Origin of the sequence: Aestuariirhabdus litorea (assembly GCF_003864255.1) — a bacterium.
Lineage (GTDB): Bacteria > Pseudomonadota > Gammaproteobacteria > Pseudomonadales > Aestuariirhabdaceae > Aestuariirhabdus > Aestuariirhabdus litorea.
Map to the genome: position 1 here is coordinate 1,186,865 of NZ_QWEZ01000002.1, position 21,828 is coordinate 1,208,692.

Sequence of the window (21,828 nt, forward strand, 5' to 3'; positions counted from 1 at the left end):
GCAGGCGGTGGGTGGCGGTACGCTAGCCGATGCGCCGCTATACGATGCCGATCGGCCTGCTGCTGGCCTTTACCTGTGCCCTGCTGTTTCCGCTCCCCGGACAGTGGCTCGAGCAGCTGGGGCTGGTGCAGTGGATGGTGGCCCTCATCTTCCTGATCAACGGTTACCAGACCCGGTTGCAGGCAAATTCCGCCGCGGCGGGTAGCCTGCGCCTGCTGCTGATCGGTTTCCTGGTCAATCTGCTGCTGGCCCCCTGGGTGGGCTGGTGGGTGGTGAAACTCCTGCCCCTCAGTGCCGAGGTCGCTATCGGTGTGCTGGTGATGGCGGCGGTCCCTCCCACCCTGGCGACCGGGATCGTGATGACGCGCCTCGCGCGGGGTGACGCCGGGGGGGCGATGCTGTTAACCATCAGCCTCAACCTGTTGGGCGTGTTCACCATTCCCCTGCTGCTGAGCCTGACCCTGGGCAGTGCGGAGCTGGTGGAGCTCTCCCCCTGGCCGTTGCTCTACAAACTGGCGCTGTTGGTGTTACTGCCCTTTGCCCTGGGGTTGCTGCTGCGCCGCGGCTGGGAGTCTCCGGCGCTGGCCGCCGCACTGCTCCCGCTTCTCCCCTGGGGGGTTATTCTGTCCGCGTGGATGCTGATGTCCCGCTCCCAGCACACCCTGCTGACCGTGAAGCCGCTGGAGATGGTGTGGGCGGCGGCAGCGGGGTTGCTGGTGCATCTGGTGCTGCTCGGGTGCTGCCATCGGGCGGGTAGGGCCTGGTTGGCCAGTGAGGGGCAGCGGCGGGCACTGTTGTTTACCGCTTCCCAGAAAACCCTGCCGGTCGCGATCAGCGTAATGGCCGCGCTGGCGGTTGGGCAGGGCGGAGGGGTAGCGCTTCTTAGCTGCATTCTCTACCACTTTCTGCAGCTGCTGGTGGACTCTTATCTGGCGGGTCGATTGGCCCGTTAGGCGAAACGCTGTTGCAGGTAGTGGATGATCTCCGAGGATTCGTACATCCAGCGCACCTCGCCCAGCTCGGTTTCGATGCGCAGGCAGGGGACCTTGACCTGCCCCCCCTCGGACTCCAGTTCCGCCCGGTGCAGGGGGTTGTTCCTGGCGTCCCGGGTTTCAATGTTCAGCCCCTGGCGCTTGATGGCGCGGCGCACCTTTACGCAGAAGGGGCAGGCCTGGAACTGGTAGAGCGCCAGCTTGGCGGTCTGCTGGTCCAGCACCTGCTGCTGGTCCTCGGGGCGGCGAGGGGAGCGCGGGGTAAAAATAAAATCGAGGGTCAGGATTATCCGCCCGAGAATAAAGCGTATCAGAAACATGGAAAAACTCGTGTCAGGTTAGGGTTCGTTCAGTCACTGCTGGCCGGCGGTTGTGGTGTTTCGGCCTCTCCACCACCAATCAGGTCAAAGCTGATGATGGTCCAGACCGAGGGATCAACATCGTCAAAGCGCTTGTAACCGATGAAGTTGCCCGCTTCATCCAGCGAGGGATGTTTGGGGTAGTTAAGGCGCATTACCTCGAGGGTGCTTTGTGCCTCCTCGTCCAGGCCGAGCTGGAGGTACCCCTCCACCATCACGGCCAGTGCGGCGGGTACAGCGGGGGTGCGCTGCATGTTTTCCACAACGTACTGGCCACGGTTCACAGCGGCGACATAGGCTTTACGCTTCAGGTAGTAATCCGCCACATGGATCTCGTAGAGCGACAACTGGTTGCGCAGGAAGATCATGCGCTGGCGGGCGTCGGTGGCGTATGGGCTTTCGGGAAAGCGGTTGAGCAGTTCGGCAAATTCGGTGAAGGAGTCCCGTGCCTGTCCCGGGTCCCGACGGCTCATATCGATCTCGACGTAGCGCTCCATTAAGCCCACGTCGGCGGTGTAGGAGGCTAGGCCTTTCATGTAGTAGGCGTAATCGACATTGGGGTGCTGGGGGTGCAGGCGGATAAAACGCTCGGCGGTGGCCTTGGCCGATTCGGGTTCCTGGCGCATATAGTAGGCGTAGATCAGCTCCAGCTGCGCGTGCTCTGCGTAGGAGCCGAAGGGGTAGCGCGACTCCAGTGCTCGCAGGTTATCCACGGCCTCACCGAAGTTTCTCAACTCCAGGGCCGACTGGGCCTTGCGGTAGAGTTCGGTTTCCGAGAGGTCTTCGGGGATCAGGTTTTTATCGTCCGCGGCGCAGGCGACGAGCAACAGGGCCACCAGCGGAGTTATCAGGTTGCGGAATGAGCGCATGATCTATGCTGTTCCTTGGTAAATCATCTTAGTGACAACCGCTGCAGACGATCGCCAGGAATTGGGTTGGCTTGTGTTATTATGCGCCCGGCGGTGCAGGCGGTGCGTCCTTCAGGGTGGCGCACGGGTCGGCCAGTCGGCGGACATTTAAACACAGCCGTCAATGTAAACCAAAGCTCCGGCAAACAAAAGTGGGGGCAAATAGAAGGGTTCTATGGCTGAACAGATCGAAATCAGTGCGGTGGTTCCTATGGAGATGGGCGGTCAGCGCCTCGATCGCATTGCGGCCCACTGCTTTCCCGATTATTCACGGTCTCGATTGCAGGAGTGGATTCGCGATGGCCTGCTGACCGTGGATGGACAGTCCCGCAAAACCCGCGACAAGCTGGTGGGGGGAGAGTCCCTCAAGGTTCGGGTCGAGGTGGAGGATGAGGAGCGCTGGGAGGCCCAGCCTATGGAGCTGGATATCCTCTACGAGGATGAGAGCATCCTGGTGATTAACAAACCCGCGGGACTGGTGGTTCACCCCGGCGCCGGCAACGCCGAAGGTACCTTGCTGAACGGCCTGCTGCACCACTGCCCGGATAACGCCAGCGTGCCCCGCGCCGGCATTGTGCACCGTCTCGACAAGGACACCACCGGGTTGATGGTGGTGGCCAAGACACTGGCGGCCCATACCGATCTGGTTGAGCAGTTGCAGGCCCGCAGTGTGAGTCGCGAATACGAGGCGGTGACCATCGGCGTAATGACGGCCGGTGGTACGGTCGATAAGCCGATCGGGCGACACTCGACCCAACGCACCCGCATGGCGGTGACCGCCACCGGCAAGCCGGCGGTGACCCACTACCGGGTGCTCGACAAGTTCCGCCACCATACCCATATCCGGGTCGGGTTGGAGACCGGCCGTACCCACCAGATCCGTGTGCACATGAGCCATATACACTTTCCGCTGGTGGGCGACCCCCTTTATGCGGGGCGCCTGCGCCTGCCTCCCGGTGCGACCGATGCGCTGAAAACGACGCTACAGGGCTTTCATCGGCAGGCGCTGCATGCCTGCCAGCTGGGGCTCTACCACCCTAAACGGGATGAGTACATGGAGTGGCAGGTGCCGCTGCCCGCAGACTTCCTGCACCTGCTCTCCGTGCTGGAGGAGGATCTTCGAGCCCATGCCGACTGAGTTGCTGCACGGACGTTACCTTGAGGCCTCCTGGGAGGCGCCGGCACGGGTGCGTGCGCTGGTGACGACCCGGGTTCGGGGCGATAGCCAGCCGCCCTTTGACCGCTTCAATATTGCCGACCATGTGGGCGATGACCCCCTGCAGGTGGCGCGCCAGCGTGAACGCTTGTGCCGCGAGCTTGGATTGCAGCGCCTTCCCCAGTGGTTGCGCCAGGTGCATGGGACCCAGGTGGTTAAAGCCCAACCGGATGGTATCGTGCGGGAGGCCGATGCGGTGTTCAGCGATGAACCGGGGCAGGCCTGTGTGGTGATGACTGCCGACTGTCTGCCGGTGTTTCTCTGCTCCGGGCAGGGGGATCGTGTCGCGGTCGCCCACGCCGGTTGGCGTGGGTTGCTGGCCGGGGTGGTAGAGCGGACGGTGGAGTGCATGGGGGTGGCCCCTGACACACTTTACTGCTGGCTGGGTCCCGCCATTGGTCCGCAGCGTTTTGAGGTGGGGGCCGAAGTGCGCAGCGCCTTTTGCGACCAGTACCCGCAAGCAGCCAGCGCCTTCGTGGCCAGCGACGCCCCGGAGGAACGCTATTTCGCCGATATCTACCGGCTCGCCCGACAGCGGCTAGAGGCGTTGGGTGTCTCACGGATCAGTGGTGGAGACTACTGCACGCTGTCGCAACCCGACCTCTTCTACTCCTATCGGCACGCCCCCCAAACCGGCCGCATGGCCAATATCATCTGGTTCGACTGAGTCCAGGGGCTCGCGCCAGGCGCTTGCTATCGGCGTAGACGCTTCGCCGTCAATCCTTTCGCACCCATTGTGTGCCTTGCCCCGGTTACCGACTTGAAAAGTGCGCCGGTGGCTACCATATAGTCTCTAGAATACAGCGGGCTAGGGTGCCGCTCGTCAGGACTTGAGTGGTAACAAGATCGGTAAGGCGCCCACGCCATCGGTGATATATGGTGAGGAATATGAGAATCGATCGACTAACCAGTAAATTACAAAGTGCCCTGTCCGACGCCCAGTCGATTGCGGTGGGGCGTGACCATAACTACATCGAGCCGGTGCACCTGATGGTGGCGATGCTGGACCAGCAGGGCGGCTCGATCCGACCGCTGCTGCGCCAGGTGGGCTTCGATGTCGACAGCGTTCGCAAGCAGCTGGAGCAGCAGCTGGAGCGGCTGCCCCAGGTGCAGCAACACGACGGCGATGTGCAGATGTCCGCCAACGTGGGGCGCCTGCTCAATATTGCCGACAAACTGGCGCAGAAGAATCAGGATCAGTTTATCTCCAGCGAAACCGTGCTGCTGGCGGCAATGGAGGACAAGGGCCCCCTGGGGGAGCTGCTGAATGGCCAGGGGGTCAGCCGCCAGGCCCTGGAGAACGCCATCACTAATATGCGCGGAGGGGAATCGGTCAACGATCCCAATGCCGAGGACAACCGCAAGGCGCTCGACAAATACACGATTGATCTGACTGCACGGGCTGAACAGAGCAAACTGGACCCGGTGATCGGCCGTGACGATGAGATCCGGCGCACTGTGCAGGTGCTGCAGCGCCGCACCAAGAACAACCCCGTTATCATCGGCGAGCCCGGTGTGGGTAAAACCGCTATTGTGGAGGGACTGGCCCAGCGTATCGTCAATGGCGAGGTGCCTGAGGGACTGCGCGACAAGCGCATACTGGCGCTCGATATGGGCTCCCTGCTGGCGGGCGCCAAATACCGTGGCGAATTTGAGGAGCGACTCAAATCGGTGCTCAACGAACTCGCCAAACAGGAGGGGCGTATCATCCTGTTTGTGGACGAGCTGCACACCATGGTGGGAGCCGGCAAGGCGGATGGTGCCATGGACGCCGGTAATATGCTCAAACCTGCCCTGGCGCGGGGCGAGCTCCACTGTGTGGGGGCCACCACCCTGGATGAGTACCGCAAATACATCGAGAAGGATGCGGCGCTGGAGCGGCGCTTCCAGAAGGTGCTGGTGAATGAGCCCACCGAAGAGGACACCATTGCCATTTTGCGGGGCCTCAAGGAGCGTTACGAGGTGCACCACGGGGTCGATATTACGGACCCGGCGATCATCGCCGCCGCCAAACTCTCCCACCGTTACATCACCGACCGGCAGCTGCCCGACAAGGCGATCGATCTGGTGGATGAAGCCGCCAGCCGTATCCGTATGGAGATGGACTCCAAGCCGGAGAGCATGGATCGGCTCGAGCGGCGCCTGATCCAGTTCAAGATCGAGCGTGAGGCGCTGAAGAAGGAGGAGGATGCCGCCTCCCGCAAGCGGCTCGACAAGCTCGATGGGGAGATTGAACGCCTGGAGCGGGAGTATGCGGACCTTGATGAGGTCTGGAAGTCGGAAAAGGCCGCCCTGCACGGTTCCCAAAAGATCAAGGAGGAGCTGGAGAAGGCGCGGGTCGAGCTGGAAGCCGCCCGCCGCAACGGCGATTTGGGTGCCATGTCTGAACTCCAGTACGGTCGTATTCCGGCCCTGGAGAAGCAGTTGGATCTGGCCAGCCAGGCCGAGATGAACGAGATGCAACTGCTGCGCAACAAGGTAACGGAGGAGGAGATCGCCGAAGTAGTCTCAAAGTGGACCGGCATACCGGTGTCCAAGATGCTCGAAGGTGAACGTGACAAACTCTTGCGAATGGAGGATGCGCTGCATAAACGCGTTATCGGTCAGGATGAGGCCGTGGTCGCGGTTTCCAATGCGGTGCGACGTTCGCGGGCCGGCTTGTCCGACCCCAACCGGCCGAATGGATCCTTTATGTTCCTCGGCCCCACCGGGGTGGGTAAAACCGAGCTCTGTAAGGCGTTGGCGGAGTTCCTGTTCGATACCGAAGAGGCGATCGTGCGCATCGACATGTCCGAGTTTATGGAGAAGCACTCGGTGGCGCGGTTGGTGGGAGCGCCTCCCGGTTATGTCGGCTACGAAGAGGGGGGCTACCTGACCGAAGCGGTACGGCGACGTCCCTACTCCGTGGTGCTGCTCGATGAGGTCGAAAAAGCCCACCCCGATGTTTTCAATATCCTCCTGCAGGTGCTCGACGATGGTCGTTTGACCGACGGTCAGGGGCGCACCGTTGACTTCCGTAATACGGTGGTGGTGATGACCTCGAACCTCGGCTCCGACCTGATCTACAACCTGGAGGACAGCAACTTCGAGACCATCAAGTCCACGCTGATGGAGGTGGTTGGCCAGCACTTCAGGCCCGAGTTTGTTAACCGGGTGGATGAGCTGGTGGTGTTCCATCCGCTGGCCAACGAGCAGATCGCCGGCATCGCCGAAATCCAGCTCGACCTGCTGCGCGATCGTCTCAGGGAGAAGGAGCTTGGCCTTGAGGTCCATGAGGATGCGATCAAGCGGCTGGTGGAGATCGGCTTCGATCCGGTGTACGGTGCTCGCCCCCTTAAGCGGGCGATCCAGCAGTGGATCGAAAACCCCCTGGCTCAGCAGCTGCTGGCCGGGAAGTTTGAGCCGGGTAAAACCATACATGTGTCGGCAGAGAACGACGGCATGAATTTTTACTGATCGAGCAGCCCCCGCAATGGGGAGTGCATAAAAAAAGGGAGCCCCGAGAGGCTCCCTTTTTTTATGCTTTAACCCCTGCTGCAGCGGTCTATGGTGATCGCAGGTTAGTCCAGGGGGGTGCCGGAGAAGGACATGATCTTATGGATGATGGCTCGATCCTTGTCGCTGATCTCGATCAGGTGGAAGCCGGTCCAGTAGTGGGAGGGGGTGCTGCTCTGCTTGCACCAAAGGCTGTCGACCCCCATGTGGATCACGTCGGTCTCCTCGACGGTCTCCTGCAGGTTGATGCGGCACTGGTAGATGGTATTGGTTTTAATCGGCTCGCTGCTCATCAGCATAAAACCTTCGCTGGAGATATCCACCAGGCTCCCCATATAGAGCTCGGTGTTGCAGTCGTACACATCCAGACTGTTTTGTAGCTTGATGCGGCTTTCTTTACGGTTTTCCTGCATGCCATCTGTCTCGCTGTCGTTATCGGTGCGGGGGGCTTGCGCCACTATTTACCCATAAAGAGCTTCAGAATGTTGTGGATCTTCTCCATCGCCCGGTCCATCAGTGGCGCCCGCTCGATGCTGGCAAAGCGGGCGCTACCAATAGTGATCTCGGTGGCGAGGGTGAAGATCGGTTTGACGGCCGCCTTGTTGCCTGCGCTGTCCACAAACATGTAATTCAGGGTGGTGGGGCTGAACCAGCTGAGCTTCAGGCGCTGTAGGCTCTGGTCGGGCTGGACGAAGTCAAACCAGGTACCAAACTCCACCTGCTTGAGTCGACTGATCAGGGCTGGGTCTACATCGACATCCTCAAGGACCTCGATATCCTCCGCCTCCTCCTCATCGAGGGGGAGCCCTCCCAGGGAGGCGACCGCAGCCGCCTCAAGTTGCTCTTCAACCGGCGGCGGCTCGGGGGCTTCCACCTCTTTGCCCTGCTCGGCCCTGAGTGCGGCCCGCTGACAGAGCACCAGGGGTTTGACCAGCCCCTTGATGTCCTCCTCCTGATGACCTCCGAGGTTGATCAGGTGCTGCTTGATATTGGTGATCAGGTGCGGCTGTGTCTCCTTTAGCCGATCCTTATCCTCTACGTTGAATTTAGGGGCAACGCTCCAGAAGATGTCGTCGGTGATATTGAGCGCCCGCTGCCAGGCTTCGCTCTCCTCACCGTGGCGCAGCAACAAAAAGACCAGTACATCGTTCCAGGCCGACAGTAAAAAATGCACCGTGGCCTTGGGTGGCTGCTGCTCCCGGATCCTCTCTTCCAGGGTGGCGCGCGCTTTTTTACGAGCCGCCAGCAAACGGTCGCGCCCCTTGGTGGCCTCCACCGCCCGGCGCTCGATGATTTCAGATTGCCGTTTGAGCAGGTTAATGAAACTGTTGAAGTCCTTGATCAGCTCGTCAAAGAGGCCGATCTCCCCCGCGTAATCGTTGATCACCCGCTGCACCACGTACTGGATCTTGGCCAGCACACCGCGGTCGTTCTGCTCATCCGGTGCCCAGAGTACGGCGGCCTGAGCCATGCTATTGAGCAGGCGCCGCGCCGGGTGCTGGTGGCGGACGAACATCTCCTTGTCGGTGAGTGCAATCTTGAGATAGGGGGTGTGCAGGTGGCTAAGTGCGGTTTTGCAGATATCCGGCAGGTTTTCGTCGTCGAGAATGAAGTCGAACAGCATCCCCACCAGGTCGATGATGTCGGCATCTTCCGGTGAGATGTTGCGGTTGGCCTTGCCGTCGGAACCGAGGTGCTTGACCAGACTGTCCTTGAAGGCGTTAACGGTCTGGGGGGTGGTAAAGGGGGTGCCGTCGGATTCGATATTTTGCTTTTGCAGTGCGGTCAGGGCGTTGAGCAGGTCATCGGTGGTGTAGGGGGCCAGCCCCTCTTCCGGTGGAGAAAATGCGTGGACGCTACGGAAGTTGGCCTCCGGGATCTCCAGCGGCATCTTGTTTTCACGGCGGTTGGAGATCAGGTCGCTGATGGCACTGAACAGCTGGTCACTCACCGCGGGGTCCATATAGCTGGCCCCCTCCATCGCGGCATCCTGCGGAGTGCTGTCATCGTAATTGTGCGGGATGTTGCTCGCCAGTGGGCCGCGGTTGGGTGGGGCCGGTTGGCCGGCTCCCGCAGGAGTAGCGCCAGGGTTAGGGTACAGCCTGGAGGGGCTGCTCTGTGCCTGCGCGGGTGGCCGCTCCTTCCCGGGAGCGTCCCCCTTGCCCGCCTCAGCAATATCCAGATGGCGTTTGGCCCCCTGACTCTCGGCGTACTGGCGCGCCGAAAACTTGAGGTTGGGCAGTACGTCGGCCTGTATCAGGCGCTTGTTGAGGTCGTCGTAGATTTTATCCAGCTCGCTCATGACGTATTCGTCAAACAGGCGGAACAGAATCTCCTGGATGCGCTTGTGGGTCTGGAGCGCCTCCAGTGCCCGGCAAAAACTGGTGGCAATCTTTTTGGGGGCGACCGGGTTGGTCTGTTCGGTGACTTTAACACCGTTGATGATGATCGCCAGGCGTTGGTTGAGGGCGTAGAGGGATTCGGTGCAGCGACCATTCACCTTGGTCGCCATATTGGTGACCACCAGAGACTCCTCGTACACCTCATTCTGGACCAGCGACATCTCGTCGGCATCCAGCTCGGGAGCCGGGCCGGGTTGCTTGCCCTGGGGTTTGAGCTCGATAAAGTCGCTGAACAGCTGGGAGATCTCCTGATGGAAGACCCGTTCTGCCTGGGGGCGCTTGAGGCGGATCTCACGCATGCTGTCGAAAAACAGGGTTTGAATGGAGTTGTTCTCCGCCTTTTCGGCGGCATCGAACAGCGCGTCGTCGATGTGCTCGAACATCTCTGCCAGGGCACTGGCCGTGCTGTTCATGGTGATCTTGCGGCAAGCCTGAATGAGTTGCTGAAAGCGTGGCTGGATATGATCCAGGTTTTCCATGCGGCTTTGCAGACTGACTACCTTGGGAGGCTCAGTTTTGCTCATAGTGTTCCCTGTTGCATTACCGGACTCTCTCTATAAAAGTCTCTTTTTTATCGTAGTCCATTATATGGTCGCCAAAGGCGATGAGCCCGTGACGGCCAATACCCCAGTGATTGAGTATATGCCTTAATAACTTTGGGCTCTAGCGCTCTTTAGGGCGGCAATAGCCGGCTTTCCGGTGGCTTAATAAATGGAGGGGGAAGGAGAAAAAGGGGGTTGACTATCGGACTGGCTCAGGTAATATGCGCGCTCCAAGGTTGAGGGGCCTCGAAAACGCGCCCTAAATCCTGGAAATCGTTCCCTGATAGCTCAGTTGGTAGAGCAAATGACTGTTAATCATTGGGTCGCTGGTTCGAGTCCAGCTCAGGGAGCCACTTCGGGGTATAGCGCAGTCTGGTAGCGCGCCTGCTTTGGGAGCAGGATGTCGGGAGTTCGAATCTCTCTACCCCGACCATCTATGGGTCGTTAGCTCAGTCGGTAGAGCAGTTGGCTTTTAACCAATTGGTCGGGCGTTCGAGCCGCCCACGACCCACCATATTAAAAAGGGGAATCGCACCGCGGTTCCCCTTTTTCTTTTGCGCGACAGTCTCACCCTTTCCCTCACTGCCCTCCCGGTTTGTCAGAGCCGCACGGCACACGCCCGCTGCTGGCCCGACACGCGGATAATCACTACACTGGCCTCTCTTATAGGGGCTGAGCTTAAGTGAGAGATGATGACGGAGGCCTTTTTACACGACTGGTCCAGCAGCCGTAACGAGCAGGATGCCCTGGATGCGATGATCGAAGTTTCCCGGGTCCTCGACTGCTCGGGTGTAATGATCACCTACTCTCCGACGGGCTGGTTGCCCTCGAATGAGCCTGGGCTGATTCACCGGATACTGCAGTCGGGCATGGATGAGCGCCAGCTTCAGCACTGGATGGGCCCCGCCGCAGGCCAGCGTCTGCAGGTCAGCCCGTTCCATCGTAAATTTGACCCCATCCGCCGGCGGATGGTGAAGCAAACACTGCCGCGCTGCTTTGATCTTAGGGCCTTGATGGAGGGCGATTGGGGACCGCTGACGGCTCGCCAGCAGTTGTGGTGCAAGCACTTGCTTAGCCATGGGATCAGGGAGGTGATCTCGGTGCCGGTGCAGATACCGCCGACCGAGTACTGGAATATGACCCTGATCTCCAACAGCCCGCATCAGGGCAGCCAGGCGGTCAGTGCGCTGCAGCGGGCGGGACTGACCTACTTTACCCACGGCCTGGTCCAGTTCTGTATCGAGCAATTGCACTGGCGTGAGTCCGGCTCCCGGGACCGGCAGATGTCGCTGCGTCCTCGCGAGCGTGACTGCCTCTACTGGGCGGCCATGGGCAAGTCGGCCGCCGAAACCGCCGAGATCCTCGACCTGAGGACCGAGACAGTGCGTAAATACCTCAAGGCGGCACTTTCCCGGCTGGATGCCCGTAACAAGGTGCAGGCGGTTACCAAGGCGGTCCAGTGGGGGCTCCTGGCGCTGAGCGGTGACGAGCCGAGCTAGCCCCCCCGCTCTGCATTTTCCCTTCGATCCCTTCCCCGGCGTAAACCCCTGAGAGTTGTCGTGCTTCTGTTTCCTGTACCCCCATATAGGGGTGCGAAGAATCCGGGGCGGCTCATTAGTATGTTGGTCACTGATCATGCGCCTGCATTATCCAGGGAGCAGACCAACATGCTTAGCCGTTGCCTCAATAGTGAAGATCGCCACCCCCAGGCGAACAAACGCCATCAACGCGTAGATGGCCGATGGGCGGGCAGAGTGGAGACAACGCTTGAGACCCTGCGCAGGAGATGGTGCGGGATATGGCCCTGGGTAACTCGCCGCGGTGGCAGAGATGACCCCCGACCGGGTTCGGGGCCGTCTCAGGAGCGTTGCAGGCTAAGGGAAACGGTTGTAGAGAGATAAACCAGGGAGTGAGGGGGTTGCGACCTGGGCTTCCTCCCCCCGGAGGCCTGGGCGAAAGCCCTGCACAATAACCCTAACAAAACGGCCGCCATGCCCATCCGCTGGGGGCGCACAAAACGGGAGATACCCATGTCCAAAAAAAACAGTGACATTATCCACTCCAGCCCTAACCAGCTGGTGAACGCCTTTCGTAAGGGGTTGATGTCGGGCGCCGGCTACGACACCGACAACCTGAAGAAAAAGCCCCTGATCGCCATCGCCAACTCCCATACTGAGATGACCGCTGGTCATAATCACCTGGGCCGGCTGGCGGACAAGGTAAAGGAGGGCATCCTGATCGAGGGGGGGGAGTACGCCGAATTCAATGTCCCGGCCCCCTGCGATGGCATCGCCATGGCCCACGATGGTATGCGCTACGTACTGGCCCAGCGTGACCTGATCGCCGATATCGTGGAGACCCATGTGCGCTCGCAGGCCTTTGATGCGGTGGTCTTTATCGCCGGTTGCGACAAGATCAACCCCGGTATGATGATGGCCATGGGGCGGCTGGACCTGCCGAGCATCTACCTGGCCGGCGGGCCTGGCCAGATGAATATCCGTAACGTACCGCGCTTCAGCTCCTCCATCGACCACAACGACTTCCACAATGACCCGGAGCTGTTGCTGGAGACCTTTAATTGCAGCACCTGCGGTGCCTGCGAAATCATGGGCACCGCCAACACCTTCCAGTGCCTGGCCGAAGCCATGGGCATCTGCTTGCCCGGTAGCTCCAATATTCCCGGCTGGCACTCGGACAAGCTCAAGGCGGCCCGTCATACCGGCCAGCGTGTGGTGCAGATGTACCGCGAGGGGCTCAACGCACGCCAGCTGCTGACCCAGGCCTCACTGGAGAACGCCGCCAGGATGCTGATGGCGATTGGCGGCTCAACCAACGGTACCCTGCACCTGCCTGCCATTGCCCACTCCGCCGGTGTTGAATTGACCCTCGAACATTTCAAGCAGGCCAGTGAGCAGATTCCTACCCTGTTGGCGATTAGCCCCAACGGCCCCTGGGGAGTGCAGGACCTGTGGGCTGCCGGCGGAATGCCTGCGGTGCTCAAGGTGATGCAGGCGGACCTGGATACCAGCACCAAAACGGTGACCGGCGGCACCCTGCAGGAGGTGATTGATGGTGCCCGTGTATTGAACTCCAAGGTGATCCCGCCACGGGAAACCCCCCATCGTCCGACCGGTGGCATCAGTGTGCTGCATGGCAACCTCGCTGAAGGGGGCGCGGTGGTGAAGCAGGCGGGGGTGATCGAGAGTATGCTCAAGTGCACCGGTCCTGCGGTCTGCTTTGATTCCGAGGATGAGGCGCTGGCGGCGGTTCAGCAGGGGCAGGTGAAGGAGGGAGATATCATGGTGCTGCGCTATCAGGGGCCCAAGGGGGGACCCGGTATGCCGGAGATGCTGGGGGTTACAGTTGCCCTCAAGGCCGCGGGCCTGTCCAAGACCGCGCTGGTGACCGATGGCCGCTTTTCGGGGGCCACCTGTGGACCCTGCATCGGCCATATCTGCCCGGAGGCCTCCGATGGCGGCCTGATCGGCGTGGTCAAGGATGGTGACCTCATCGAGATCGATATCCTCGGTGGTAAGCTCAATGTCGAGCTGAGCGATGAGGAGATCGCCCGCCGCCGGGAGGGATGGCAGCCGCTGGTGAAAGAAGTTGGGTATGGCTTTATGGACCGTTATCGCCGCCACGTTCGCCCCGCCAGCGAGGGTGCGATTCTGGATTAAGGCGCCCCGTGGGAGCCTGTTTGGGCCGTCGTGGTAACGATCTGACGGCCTGACCGGGCTTCTCTATACAGACAACGAATTACGTATCTTGTATCCAGTGTACCGGATCTGCTGGGCAGAGGAGGAATGATGACCCGTTTGCATAAAAGTATCGTTAAGCGCCTGCAACACCAGGAGACCCTGCTGGGTGGCTGGGGCGCGATCCCCAGTGCCCTGTCGGCGGAGATTATGTCGCGTCTCGGCTTCGATTTTGTCTGCATCGATATGCAGCATGGCCTGCTGGACTACCAGACCGCCCTCAGCCTGCTGCAGGCGGTGGATGTCGCCGGCGCCTGTCCGGTGGTGAGGGTGCCCTGCAACGACAGCGCCGCCATTGGCAAGGCGCTGGATGCTGGCGCCCTGGGGATCATAGTCCCGATGACCAATAGCGCCGCAGAGGTGGAGGCGGTGGTACGCGCCGCGCGCTATGCCCCTGAGGGGGAGCGCAGCTTTGGTCCCATGCGGGCCGCCCTGGTCCATGGGCCGGAGTACGCGTTGGCGGCCAACCGCGATATCGCCATCTTTCCCATGATTGAAACCGCCGAGGCGTTGGATAACCTGGAGGCGATCGCTTCCGTCGAGGGGATTTCGGGGTTGTTTGTTGGCCCCTACGACCTCTCCCTCAGTTTGGGTCTGGAGCCCGGAAACAATGATGGCACCCCCGAATTTGACCAGGCGCTTGCGCGGGTTCTGGAGGTCTGCCAGCGTAAGGGAATCGCCCCGGGGGTGATGGGTAACGAGCAGCTGGCGGCCATGCGCGCCAGGCAGGGGTTCCGGTTTGTGGTGGTGTCCACGGATGTCACTGCCCTGGCCACCGCACTGGCCACCGCGCTGGGCAAGGTACGCGCGGAGCTGGCGGGGGAAGAGGCCGTCAGTGCGGATGCGTCCAAAGGGGTCTATTAGCGCGGTGCGCTGCAACGGCCGATGGAGTGCGCGGTCGGCACAATAAAAAAGGGGCATATGCCCCTTTTTTATTGGTCATGGTGTCGACCGGGGTGCTTACACCAGCTCGATCGCCATCGCGGTGGCCTCTCCGCCGCCGATGCACAGGGAAGCGACGCCGCGCTTCAGGCCGCGCTGCTTGAGGGCGTAGATGAGGCTGATGAGAATGCGTGAGCCGGTAGAGCCGACCGGGTGGCCCTGGGCGCAGGCACCGCCGTGCACGTTGACCTTGCTGTGGTCCAGGCCGTGCTCGCGCATCGCCAGCATGGTGACCATGGCGAAGGCCTCGTTGATCTCGTACAGATCCACCTCATCCTTGCTCCAGCCGGTATTGTCGAACAGCTTCTTCATGGCGCCGACCGGCGCGATGGTGAATTCGGAGGGGTGCTGGGAGTGGGTGCTGTGGCCAACAATGCGCGCCAGCGGCTGGAGGCCGCGTTTGGCGGCTTCGGACTCGGTCATCAGTACCAGCGCAGAGGCGCCATCGGAGATGGAGCTGGCGTTGGCCGCCGTAATGGTCCCCTCCTTGGCAAAGGCGGGACGCAGTCCGGGGATCTTGTCGATGTTGGCGTTGTGGGGTTGTTCGTCGTCCACCACCAGGGTTTCGCCGGCGCGGCTTTTCACGCTGACCGGAACGGTTTCATCCTTGAGGGCGCCGCTGTCGATGGCGCGCTGGGCACGGCGCAGGGACTCGATAGCGAAGGCATCCATCTCTTCCCGGGTAATGCCATAGCGATCAGCAACTTCCTGGGCGAAGGAGCCCATCAGGCGACCGGTTTCAGCGTCCTCGAGACCGTCCAGGAACATGTGGTCCTTGACCTCGCCGTGGCCCATGCGCAGACCCTGGCGAACCTTGGGGAGTATATAGGGAGCATTGCTCATGCTCTCCATACCGCCGGCGACCATCACGCGGTTACTACCGGCTTTGATCAGGTCGTGGGCCAGCATTGTGGCCTTCATACCGGAGCCGCACAGCTTGTTAATGGTGGTGCAACCGGTGGCATCGGGCAGCCCCGCTGCTCGTGAAGCCTGGCGTGCGGGGCCCTGCTTGAGGCCAGCGGGCAGTACGCAGCCCATGATGACCTCTTCCACATCAGACGCCTCAATTCCGGCACGTTGCACGGCTTGGCGAATGGCGATAGCGCCCAGCTCCGGTGCGCCAACGCTGGCGAGGCTACCCTGGAAGCCGCCCATGGGTGTGCGTGCACCGCTGACAATAACTACCTTATCTTCTGACATCTTACTCGCTCCTGTATATCAAGGCTCGTCACGGCTCTGGGCCGCGCGGGCTCTAACGTTTCGGGCTGACTCCAGAGCAGCGCTCGAATGATCTAGGCAACCCGCAGCGGGCCTGGGCCGCTGGAAGGGGTGGCTGATTCTAGCAGATCCCTCAAAGGCGTCTGCTTTGTGGTAGCCGGACACTAGCCACTATGGCTGGAGGCGGCAATCCCATGTCGCGCATAGTAACAAAGTCGAAGCATTCGGGGCCCTGAATCCTCCTTCCCAGGCTCAAAATCATACTTTATGGCGATAGGGTCGGTTGATGGGCGAGGGCTATAGTGACCCTCTAAGAGCAGATTCCAGTCCGGCCCCAGCGGGGGTCGGGCAAAATAACAACAAGATAGAGTTGATCCTATGTCACAGACTCGAGTGTTGGCGCCGACTCCCTCGGCCTATCCCTTCCCCTTACTTATCAAGCAGTTACTGCTGTCTGGCCGTCGTTATGAGTCAGGCAGAGAGATCGTCTACCGTGACCGTGTCCGCTACGATTACAATCAGCTAAACGAGCGCATCTGTCGCCTTGCCAACGCCCTCAAGGCGTCCGGTATTGGTCCGGGCGACGTGGTAGCGGTGATGGAGTGGGACAGCCATCGCTATCTGGAAGCCATGTTTGCCATCCCCATGATTGGCGCGATTATCCACACCATTAATGTGCGCCTTTCCCCTGACCAGATTATCTACACGGTCAATCACGCTGAAGACAAACTGATCCTGGTGAACGATGAGTTCCTGCCCCTGCTCAAGGGGATGCACGATCAGTTCACCACGGTGGAAAACTACCTGTTGATCAGCGATAACGATGACGCCCAGGTGCCATCGGATCTTCCTTTTGTGGGTGAATACGAAGCCTTGCTGGCGGCGCAGCCGGCCGAGTGTGAGTTTCCCGATTTTGATGAAAACAGCGTCGCCACCACCTTCTATACCACCGGCACCACCGGTAACCCCAAAGGGGTTTATTTCACCCACCGCCAGCTGGTGCTGCACACCCTGGTTGAGACGGCGGTGATGGGCGGCCTTGGCAGTACGCCCTTGATGAACTCCGATGACGTCTACATGCCGGTAACACCGATGTTCCATGTGCACGCCTGGGGGGTTCCCTATGTGGCCACCATGATGGGGATCAAACAGGTCTATCCGGGGCGCTACGAGCCGGATCTGCTGGTGGACCTGCAGCAGCGGGAAGGGGTCACCTACTCCCACTGTGTGCCGGCGATCATTCAGATGATCATGGGCTGCAAGCGCGCGCAGGAGGTCAATTTCAGCGGTTGGAAGGTGTTGATTGGCGGGTCGGCCCTCAACAAGGGATTGGCGCTGGCGGCTTTGGAGAAGGGGATCAAGCTATCAGCCGCTTACGGTATGTCGGAGACCTGCCCGCTGCTGAGCGCTGCCTATGTCACCGAGGTGATGCGTGATCAGCTCTCCGATGAGGAGCAGATGGATTACCGGATTGCCGCCGGAGTCCCGGTGCCGCTGGTGCAGCTTGAGGTGGTTGATGGCGATGGGAAATTCCAGCCCCACGACGGAGAAACCGTCGGCGAAGTGGTTGTTCGTGCGCCCTGGTTGACCCAGGCTTACTTCAAGGAGCCCGAGAAAAGCGAAGAGCTATGGGCCAATGGCTGGTTGCATACCGGCGATGTGGCCACCATTGATGAACTGGGTATCGTCAGGATTCGCGACCGTATCAAGGATGTGATCAAGACCGGCGGCGAGTGGATCTCATCCCTTGAGCTGGAAGGGCTGATGAGCCTGCATCCGGCCATCGCCGAAGTGGCGGTGGTGGGGGTGCCCGATCCGCAATGGGATGAGCGTCCCTTTGCGTTGGTGGTGGTCAAGCCGGGTGAAGATGTGGATGCCGCCAGCATCAAGAAGCATCTAAAGCAGTATGTGGATGAAGGACGAATCAATAAGTGGGCGATTCCTACCCAGATTGCTGTGGTGGAGTCGATTCCCAAAACCAGTGTGGGCAAGCTCAATAAAAAGCAAATACGGGCTGACTACGCTGATTCACTGAATGGAGGAGGGGCTTTTCTCTCCTCCGTATGATGCCCCGCGGCGCTGGGTGATTATCACTCCTTAGGATGATTAATCGTGTAATCCCCAGCGTTTATAGTGGGACTGTAGTTTAGCTGAGACCTAAAACCTGGCTAAAACACAATAATAAGAGGGGCGATCAACGTCCCCTCACAACACAAAAAACGATAATAACAACGGAGTAGTGTCCAATGAGTATGCGTAATTCCTCACGCACCTGGCACCAGTTTACCCGTCTGCCACTGGCAGCTGCGGTAACCGCTGCAGTGCTTTCCTCTCAGGCCCAGGCCATCAGTTTCGAGCTGATGGATGGGGAGATCAGGGGTAACTTCGATTCCACCCTCTCTTACGGCGTCAGCTGGGCAGCGGCAGACGCTGACAAGGACTATTACAGCAACAACAGTAAGACCGGGGGGCGGGCGTTCAGTAGCACCACCGACGACGGCAAGCTGAACTACAAAAAGGGGCAGCGTTTCTCTGAGGTGGTGAAGGGTATTCACGACCTGGAGTTGACCTACGGCGATAGCGGTGTCTTTGTTCGCGGCAAGTACTGGTACGACTTTGAGCAGCGCCGCGAGACGGAATTTATCCAGCTGAGCGACAAAGGGAAGCCTGCCCTGTCCCAGAGCAAGGGCGCCGAGCTGCTCGACTACTACGTATGGCACAACTATGAGCTGTTTGACCAGCCCGGTACGGTTCGCCTCGGCAGCCAGGTGGTCAGCTGGGGTGAGTCCACCTTTATCCAGAACAGCATCAACTCCGCCAACCCGATCGATGTCTCCGCCTTCCGCAAGCCGGGTGCCGAGATCAAGGAAGGCCTGATGCCGTTGGAGATGCTCTACGTGCAGCAGGGCCTGTCCGATACCCTCTCCCTCGAAGCCTTCTACCAGTTCGAGTGGAAGCCCACGACCCTGGACAACTGCGGCACCTTCTTCGGTACCGATACCGTTACCGAGGGCTGTAATGACCGTATGACGGTAGCTGTGCAGTCCCAGGGGCTGAAGCGCGCCAAAGACGACGAGCCCAGCGATGACGGCCAGTGGGGTGCGGCCATTCGTTGGTACGCCGAGGAGCTGGGTGAGACCGAGTTCGGCGCCTACTTTATGAACTATCACAGCCGCTTGCCCAGCCTTGGTTTTGGTGAGTCCGGTGATAAAGCTGACATCCTTGGAGACCCGGTTTTTGATGCGCTGTTCTTCAGTCAGTATCAAGTGCAGTACCCGGAGGATATTCGCCTCTACGGTTTGAGTTTTGCCACGACCCTGGGTCAAACCGCTGTCAGCGGTGAGGTGAGCTACCGTCCCAACCAGCCACTGACCACCAATACCGTCGACTCGCTGCTGGCACTGGTAGAGCCTTTCACTCAGCTTGGAGTGACAGGTTTGCCCTATTCCGGTGAAGGGTTTAATGCCTATCGCCGTAAAGAGGTGACCCAGGCCCAGGTAACCGCTATCCATTTCTTTGACCAGGTGTTGGGCGCCAGCCGTGTGTCGCTGGTGGCCGAAGCCGGCGCCAACTGGATCGGCGGTCTGGATGACCCTGACAAGGGCGGTGAGCGCTTAGGTCGTCACCCCGTTTATGGCCCGGGGGCTGATAAAGCCGGCGCCTGTTTAGGGTTGGCGGCACAGTTCGGCTCGCCTGCCGGTGACAGTAAGGCGCAGTGTCATGGCGACGGTTACTACAGCGACTTCTCCTGGGGTTATCGTGCACGCGTGAGTGCCAAGTACAACGACGTCTTTGCCGGTATCAACATGACACCCAGTGTGGCCTTTTCCCACGATGTGGATGGCTGGGGCCAGAACTTCAATGAGGGGCGCAAGGCGGTTTCTGTTGGCCTGACCGGTGAGTACCTCAATACCTACAAGGCGTCAGTGTCCTACACCGACTTTTTCGGTGGCGACTACAACACCAGTACCGATCGTGACTTCTTTGCTGCCAGCGTTAGCGCCAGCTTCTAAGCGACAGATTACGGAGAGAATTATAAATGAATATGCATAAGAAACTGATCGGTGCCGGCGCCATGGCGCTGACCCTGATGAGCGCCAGTGTGATGGCAGCCGTTTCTCCCGAGGAAGCGGCCCGACTGAACAAGGACCTGACTCCGTTGGGCGCCGAGCGTGCAGGTAATGCCGATGGCACCATTCCCGAGTGGACCGGCGGTTTGACCAAGGCTTACGCACCCTTTGACGAAAACGGTAGCCTGGCCGATCCCTTTGCGGACGAGAAGCCTCTGTTCACCATCACGGCTCAAAACTATGAGCAGTATGCGGACAAGCTGAGCGAAGGCCAGAAGGCCATGTTCAAGCTGTACCCTGAAACCTACAGCATGCCGGTTTACCCCACCCATCGTACGGCGACGGTGCCCCAGGAGGTGCAGGAGCAGACCTTTGCCAACGCGACCTCTGTGGACACGGTTCGTGGCGGCAATGGCCTGAAGAACTACAAGCACATTGGATCTACCCCCTTCCCGATCCCCCAGGCCGGTGTTGAGGCGGTATGGAACCATACGGTTCGCTATCGCGGTGGTAGTACCAAACGTACCATTATCCAGGCCACCCCGACGACCTCTGGCTCGTTCTCTGCGGTGAAGTTCCAGGATGAGTTTACCTTCAGTGACAAGGTGACCGACTTCGATGGTAACCTCAACAACCTGCTGTTCTATTTCAAGCAGCGCGTACTGGAGCCGGCGCGTCTGGCGGGTAATGTTCTGCTGGTCCACGAGACCATCGACCAGGTTGAGCAGCCGCGTATGGCCTGGGTTTACAATGCCGGTCAGCGCCGGGTGCGTCGTGCGCCTCAGGTAGCCTACGATGGCCCGGGTACTGCTTCCGACGGTCTGCGCACCTCAGACAACTTCGATATGTATAACGGAGCCCCCGATCGTTACGACTGGAAGCTGGTGGGTAAAAAGGAGATGTACATCCCCTACAACAGCTACAACCTCTACTCTAACGAGCATACCTACGAAGACATCATCAAGGCGGGCCATATCGACCCCCAGTACACTCGTTACGAGCTGCACCGTGTGTGGGAAGTTGTGGGTACGCTGAAAGAGGGTGAGCGTCATATCTATGCCAAGCGGGTGATGTTCCTCGACGAGGACAGCTGGCAGGCATCGGTGATTGACCACTTCGATGGCCGTGGACAGCTGTGGCGTGTCGCTCAGGCGTACAATATGCACTTCTACCCCATCGGTACTCCATGGTACGCCGCTGAGACCCTCAATGATCTGCTTGCCGGCCGCTATCTCGTGCTGGGCCTGCAAAACGAAGAGAAAATTGGCTATCAGTTCGGCTTTGAAGCCACCACTAAGGACTATACGCCTGCGGCCCTGCGCCGTTCCGGTGTACGCTAAACCTCATAGACGGCCAGCCTGACTGGCCGTCAACCTACTCTTGATTTAGCCGGGCTTTGCCCGGCTTTTTTATGCCCAGGGAAGGGCGGTATGCCGCGAGAGCCAGGGAGGGCGTTAGCGGCTTATGCCCAGGGAAGGGCGGTATGCCGCGAGAGCCAGGGAGGGCGTTAGCGGCTTATGCCCAGGGAAAGGTGGTATGCCGCGAGAGCCAGGGAGGGCGTTAGCGGCTTATGCCCAGGGAGAGTCGGTATGCCGATAGCGATCCTTGGGGTAACAGGTCGTTTTTTTTCCTGCAAAAACGACACTCCAGACATCCCTGTCAGTCGTATGCCGCAGCCGTTTTTTGCTCCTGTGGCTATCTATCGTCAATACAGACACTCCCGACATCTCTTTGGGTCGAGAGCCAGGAACGGCGGCAGCGCCTGATGCCGTAAGCTTCCGGTTGAAGGTCGGCTAACGCAGGGTCGGGAGGCGATCCAAGCAGGCCCCATCGGCTCGACCCCAATCGGGGAATTTCATGACCTGGGTTAGTGTTGACCGCTGAGTCCGAATTGATTTGCTCTTGCCCGACACTGCATAATGCAACTGA

The 21,828-nt window shown here is 60.0% G+C and carries 15 protein-coding genes and 3 tRNA genes; 13 read left to right on the forward strand and 5 right to left on the reverse strand.

Annotation, left to right across the window (positions count from 1 at the left end; all coding sequences use genetic code 11):
* Positions 1–29: 29 nt before the first annotated feature.
* Positions 30–953: a bile acid:sodium symporter gene (locus tag D0544_RS15635; protein WP_125017788.1), complete on the forward strand. Its 924-nt coding sequence runs from the start codon at positions 30–32 to the stop codon at positions 951–953.
* Here the strand turns inward: D0544_RS15635 and D0544_RS15640 are convergent.
* Positions 950–1,312, reverse strand: a complete 363-nt coding sequence (locus D0544_RS15640; protein WP_125017790.1) for a glutaredoxin family protein — start codon at positions 1,310–1,312, stop codon at positions 950–952. The genes D0544_RS15635 and D0544_RS15640 overlap by 4 nt on opposite strands.
* 29 nt (positions 1,313–1,341) lie before the next feature.
* Positions 1,342–2,220, reverse strand: coding sequence for an outer membrane protein assembly factor BamD (locus tag D0544_RS15645; protein WP_125017792.1), 879 nt, complete (start codon positions 2,218–2,220; stop codon positions 1,342–1,344).
* 214 nt (positions 2,221–2,434) lie between these two features.
* On the opposite strand from D0544_RS15645, the gene rluD reads away from it, so the two are divergent.
* From rluD to clpB, 3 genes are all read left to right on the forward strand, one after another.
* On the forward strand, positions 2,435–3,397 hold the full coding sequence (gene rluD / locus D0544_RS15650) for a 23S rRNA pseudouridine(1911/1915/1917) synthase RluD (RefSeq protein ID WP_125017794.1): 963 nt from the start codon (positions 2,435–2,437) through the stop codon (positions 3,395–3,397).
* Positions 3,387–4,142, forward strand: a complete 756-nt coding sequence (gene pgeF, locus D0544_RS15655) for a peptidoglycan editing factor PgeF (protein ID WP_125017796.1) — start codon at positions 3,387–3,389, stop codon at positions 4,140–4,142. Before rluD ends, pgeF begins: the two co-directional genes overlap by 11 nt.
* Positions 4,143–4,363: 221 nt before the next feature.
* Positions 4,364–6,931 carry an ATP-dependent chaperone ClpB gene (gene clpB, locus D0544_RS15660; protein ID WP_125017798.1) on the forward strand — a complete coding sequence of 856 codons (2,568 nt, stop codon included), beginning with the start codon at positions 4,364–4,366 and terminating at the stop codon, positions 6,929–6,931.
* Between the two features lie 104 nt (positions 6,932–7,035).
* Here the strand turns inward: clpB and D0544_RS15665 are convergent, their stop codons facing one another.
* Positions 7,036–7,428 (reverse strand): PilZ domain-containing protein, encoded by a 393-nt coding sequence (locus D0544_RS15665; protein ID WP_125017800.1) that lies wholly within the window; start codon positions 7,426–7,428, stop codon positions 7,036–7,038.
* A complete protein-coding gene (locus D0544_RS15670; RefSeq protein WP_125017802.1) occupies positions 7,428–9,896 on the reverse strand; it encodes a DUF1631 domain-containing protein in 2,469 nt (822 codons plus the stop codon). The genes D0544_RS15665 and D0544_RS15670 overlap by 1 nt, the downstream gene beginning before the upstream one ends.
* A 295-nt stretch (positions 9,897–10,191) precedes the next feature.
* On the opposite strand from D0544_RS15670, the gene D0544_RS15675 reads away from it, so the two are divergent.
* The 6 genes from D0544_RS15675 to D0544_RS15700 all read left to right on the forward strand — a co-directional run bounded on the left by D0544_RS15675 (position 10,192) and on the right by D0544_RS15700 (position 14,533).
* Positions 10,192–10,267 (forward strand) — tRNA-Asn (locus D0544_RS15675).
* Between the two features lie 3 nt (positions 10,268–10,270).
* Positions 10,271–10,347, forward strand: a tRNA-Pro gene (locus tag D0544_RS15680).
* A gap of 5 nt (positions 10,348–10,352) precedes the next feature.
* Positions 10,353–10,428 (forward strand) — tRNA-Lys (locus tag D0544_RS15685).
* Between the two features lie 178 nt (positions 10,429–10,606).
* Entirely contained in the window at positions 10,607–11,413 is an 807-nt protein-coding gene (locus tag D0544_RS15690) for a helix-turn-helix transcriptional regulator (protein WP_164880948.1), read from the forward strand.
* A 531-nt stretch (positions 11,414–11,944) separates the two neighbouring features.
* Positions 11,945–13,591: a dihydroxy-acid dehydratase gene (ilvD, locus tag D0544_RS15695; RefSeq protein WP_125017806.1), complete on the forward strand. Its 1,647-nt coding sequence runs from the start codon at positions 11,945–11,947 to the stop codon at positions 13,589–13,591.
* A gap of 129 nt (positions 13,592–13,720) precedes the next feature.
* Positions 13,721–14,533 carry an HpcH/HpaI aldolase family protein gene (locus D0544_RS15700; RefSeq protein ID WP_125017808.1) on the forward strand — a complete coding sequence of 271 codons (813 nt, stop codon included), beginning with the start codon at positions 13,721–13,723 and terminating at the stop codon, positions 14,531–14,533.
* Between the two features lie 96 nt (positions 14,534–14,629).
* Here D0544_RS15700 and D0544_RS15705 read toward each other — a convergent pair whose 3' ends face one another.
* Entirely contained in the window at positions 14,630–15,811 is a 1,182-nt protein-coding gene (locus D0544_RS15705; protein WP_125017810.1) for an acetyl-CoA C-acyltransferase, read from the reverse strand.
* Between the two features lie 396 nt (positions 15,812–16,207).
* Between D0544_RS15705 and D0544_RS15710 the strand changes: the two genes are divergently transcribed.
* The 3 genes from D0544_RS15710 (at position 16,208) to D0544_RS15720 (ending at position 21,239) form a co-directional block, all read left to right on the forward strand.
* On the forward strand, positions 16,208–17,896 hold the full coding sequence (locus tag D0544_RS15710) for a fatty acid--CoA ligase (protein WP_125017812.1): 1,689 nt from the start codon (positions 16,208–16,210) through the stop codon (positions 17,894–17,896).
* Positions 17,897–18,075: 179 nt separating this feature from the next.
* Complete coding sequence (locus tag D0544_RS15715) at positions 18,076–19,842, forward strand: DUF1302 domain-containing protein (RefSeq protein WP_207905905.1); 1,767 nt, start codon at positions 18,076–18,078, stop codon at positions 19,840–19,842.
* A 26-nt stretch (positions 19,843–19,868) separates the two neighbouring features.
* Positions 19,869–21,239: a DUF1329 domain-containing protein gene (locus D0544_RS15720; protein ID WP_125017813.1), complete on the forward strand. Its 1,371-nt coding sequence runs from the start codon at positions 19,869–19,871 to the stop codon at positions 21,237–21,239.
* Positions 21,240–21,828 lie beyond the last annotated feature (589 nt).

Bases quoted from the DNA above. Each gene is read 5' to 3' on its own strand.
- D0544_RS15635 (WP_125017788.1), top strand. From the start codon at position 30: ATGCGCCGCTATACGATGCCGATCGGCCTGCTGCTGGCCTTTACCTGT.
- D0544_RS15705 (WP_125017810.1), bottom strand. From the start codon at position 15,811: ATGTCAGAAGATAAGGTAGTTATTGTCAGCGGTGCACGCACACCCATG.
- D0544_RS15640 (WP_125017790.1), bottom strand. From the start codon at position 1,312: ATGTTTCTGATACGCTTTATTCTCGGGCGGATAATCCTGACCCTCGAT.
- rluD (WP_125017794.1), top strand. From the start codon at position 2,435: ATGGCTGAACAGATCGAAATCAGTGCGGTGGTTCCTATGGAGATGGGC.
- D0544_RS15690 (WP_164880948.1), top strand. From the start codon at position 10,607: ATGACGGAGGCCTTTTTACACGACTGGTCCAGCAGCCGTAACGAGCAG.
- D0544_RS15700 (WP_125017808.1), top strand. From the start codon at position 13,721: ATGACCCGTTTGCATAAAAGTATCGTTAAGCGCCTGCAACACCAGGAG.
- D0544_RS15720 (WP_125017813.1), top strand. From the start codon at position 19,869: ATGAATATGCATAAGAAACTGATCGGTGCCGGCGCCATGGCGCTGACC.
- D0544_RS15645 (WP_125017792.1), bottom strand. From the start codon at position 2,220: ATGCGCTCATTCCGCAACCTGATAACTCCGCTGGTGGCCCTGTTGCTC.
- clpB (WP_125017798.1), top strand. From the start codon at position 4,364: ATGAGAATCGATCGACTAACCAGTAAATTACAAAGTGCCCTGTCCGAC.
- D0544_RS15670 (WP_125017802.1), bottom strand. From the start codon at position 9,896: ATGAGCAAAACTGAGCCTCCCAAGGTAGTCAGTCTGCAAAGCCGCATG.
- D0544_RS15710 (WP_125017812.1), top strand. From the start codon at position 16,208: ATGTCACAGACTCGAGTGTTGGCGCCGACTCCCTCGGCCTATCCCTTC.
- pgeF (WP_125017796.1), top strand. From the start codon at position 3,387: ATGCCGACTGAGTTGCTGCACGGACGTTACCTTGAGGCCTCCTGGGAG.
- D0544_RS15715 (WP_207905905.1), top strand. From the start codon at position 18,076: ATGAGTATGCGTAATTCCTCACGCACCTGGCACCAGTTTACCCGTCTG.
- ilvD (WP_125017806.1), top strand. From the start codon at position 11,945: ATGTCCAAAAAAAACAGTGACATTATCCACTCCAGCCCTAACCAGCTG.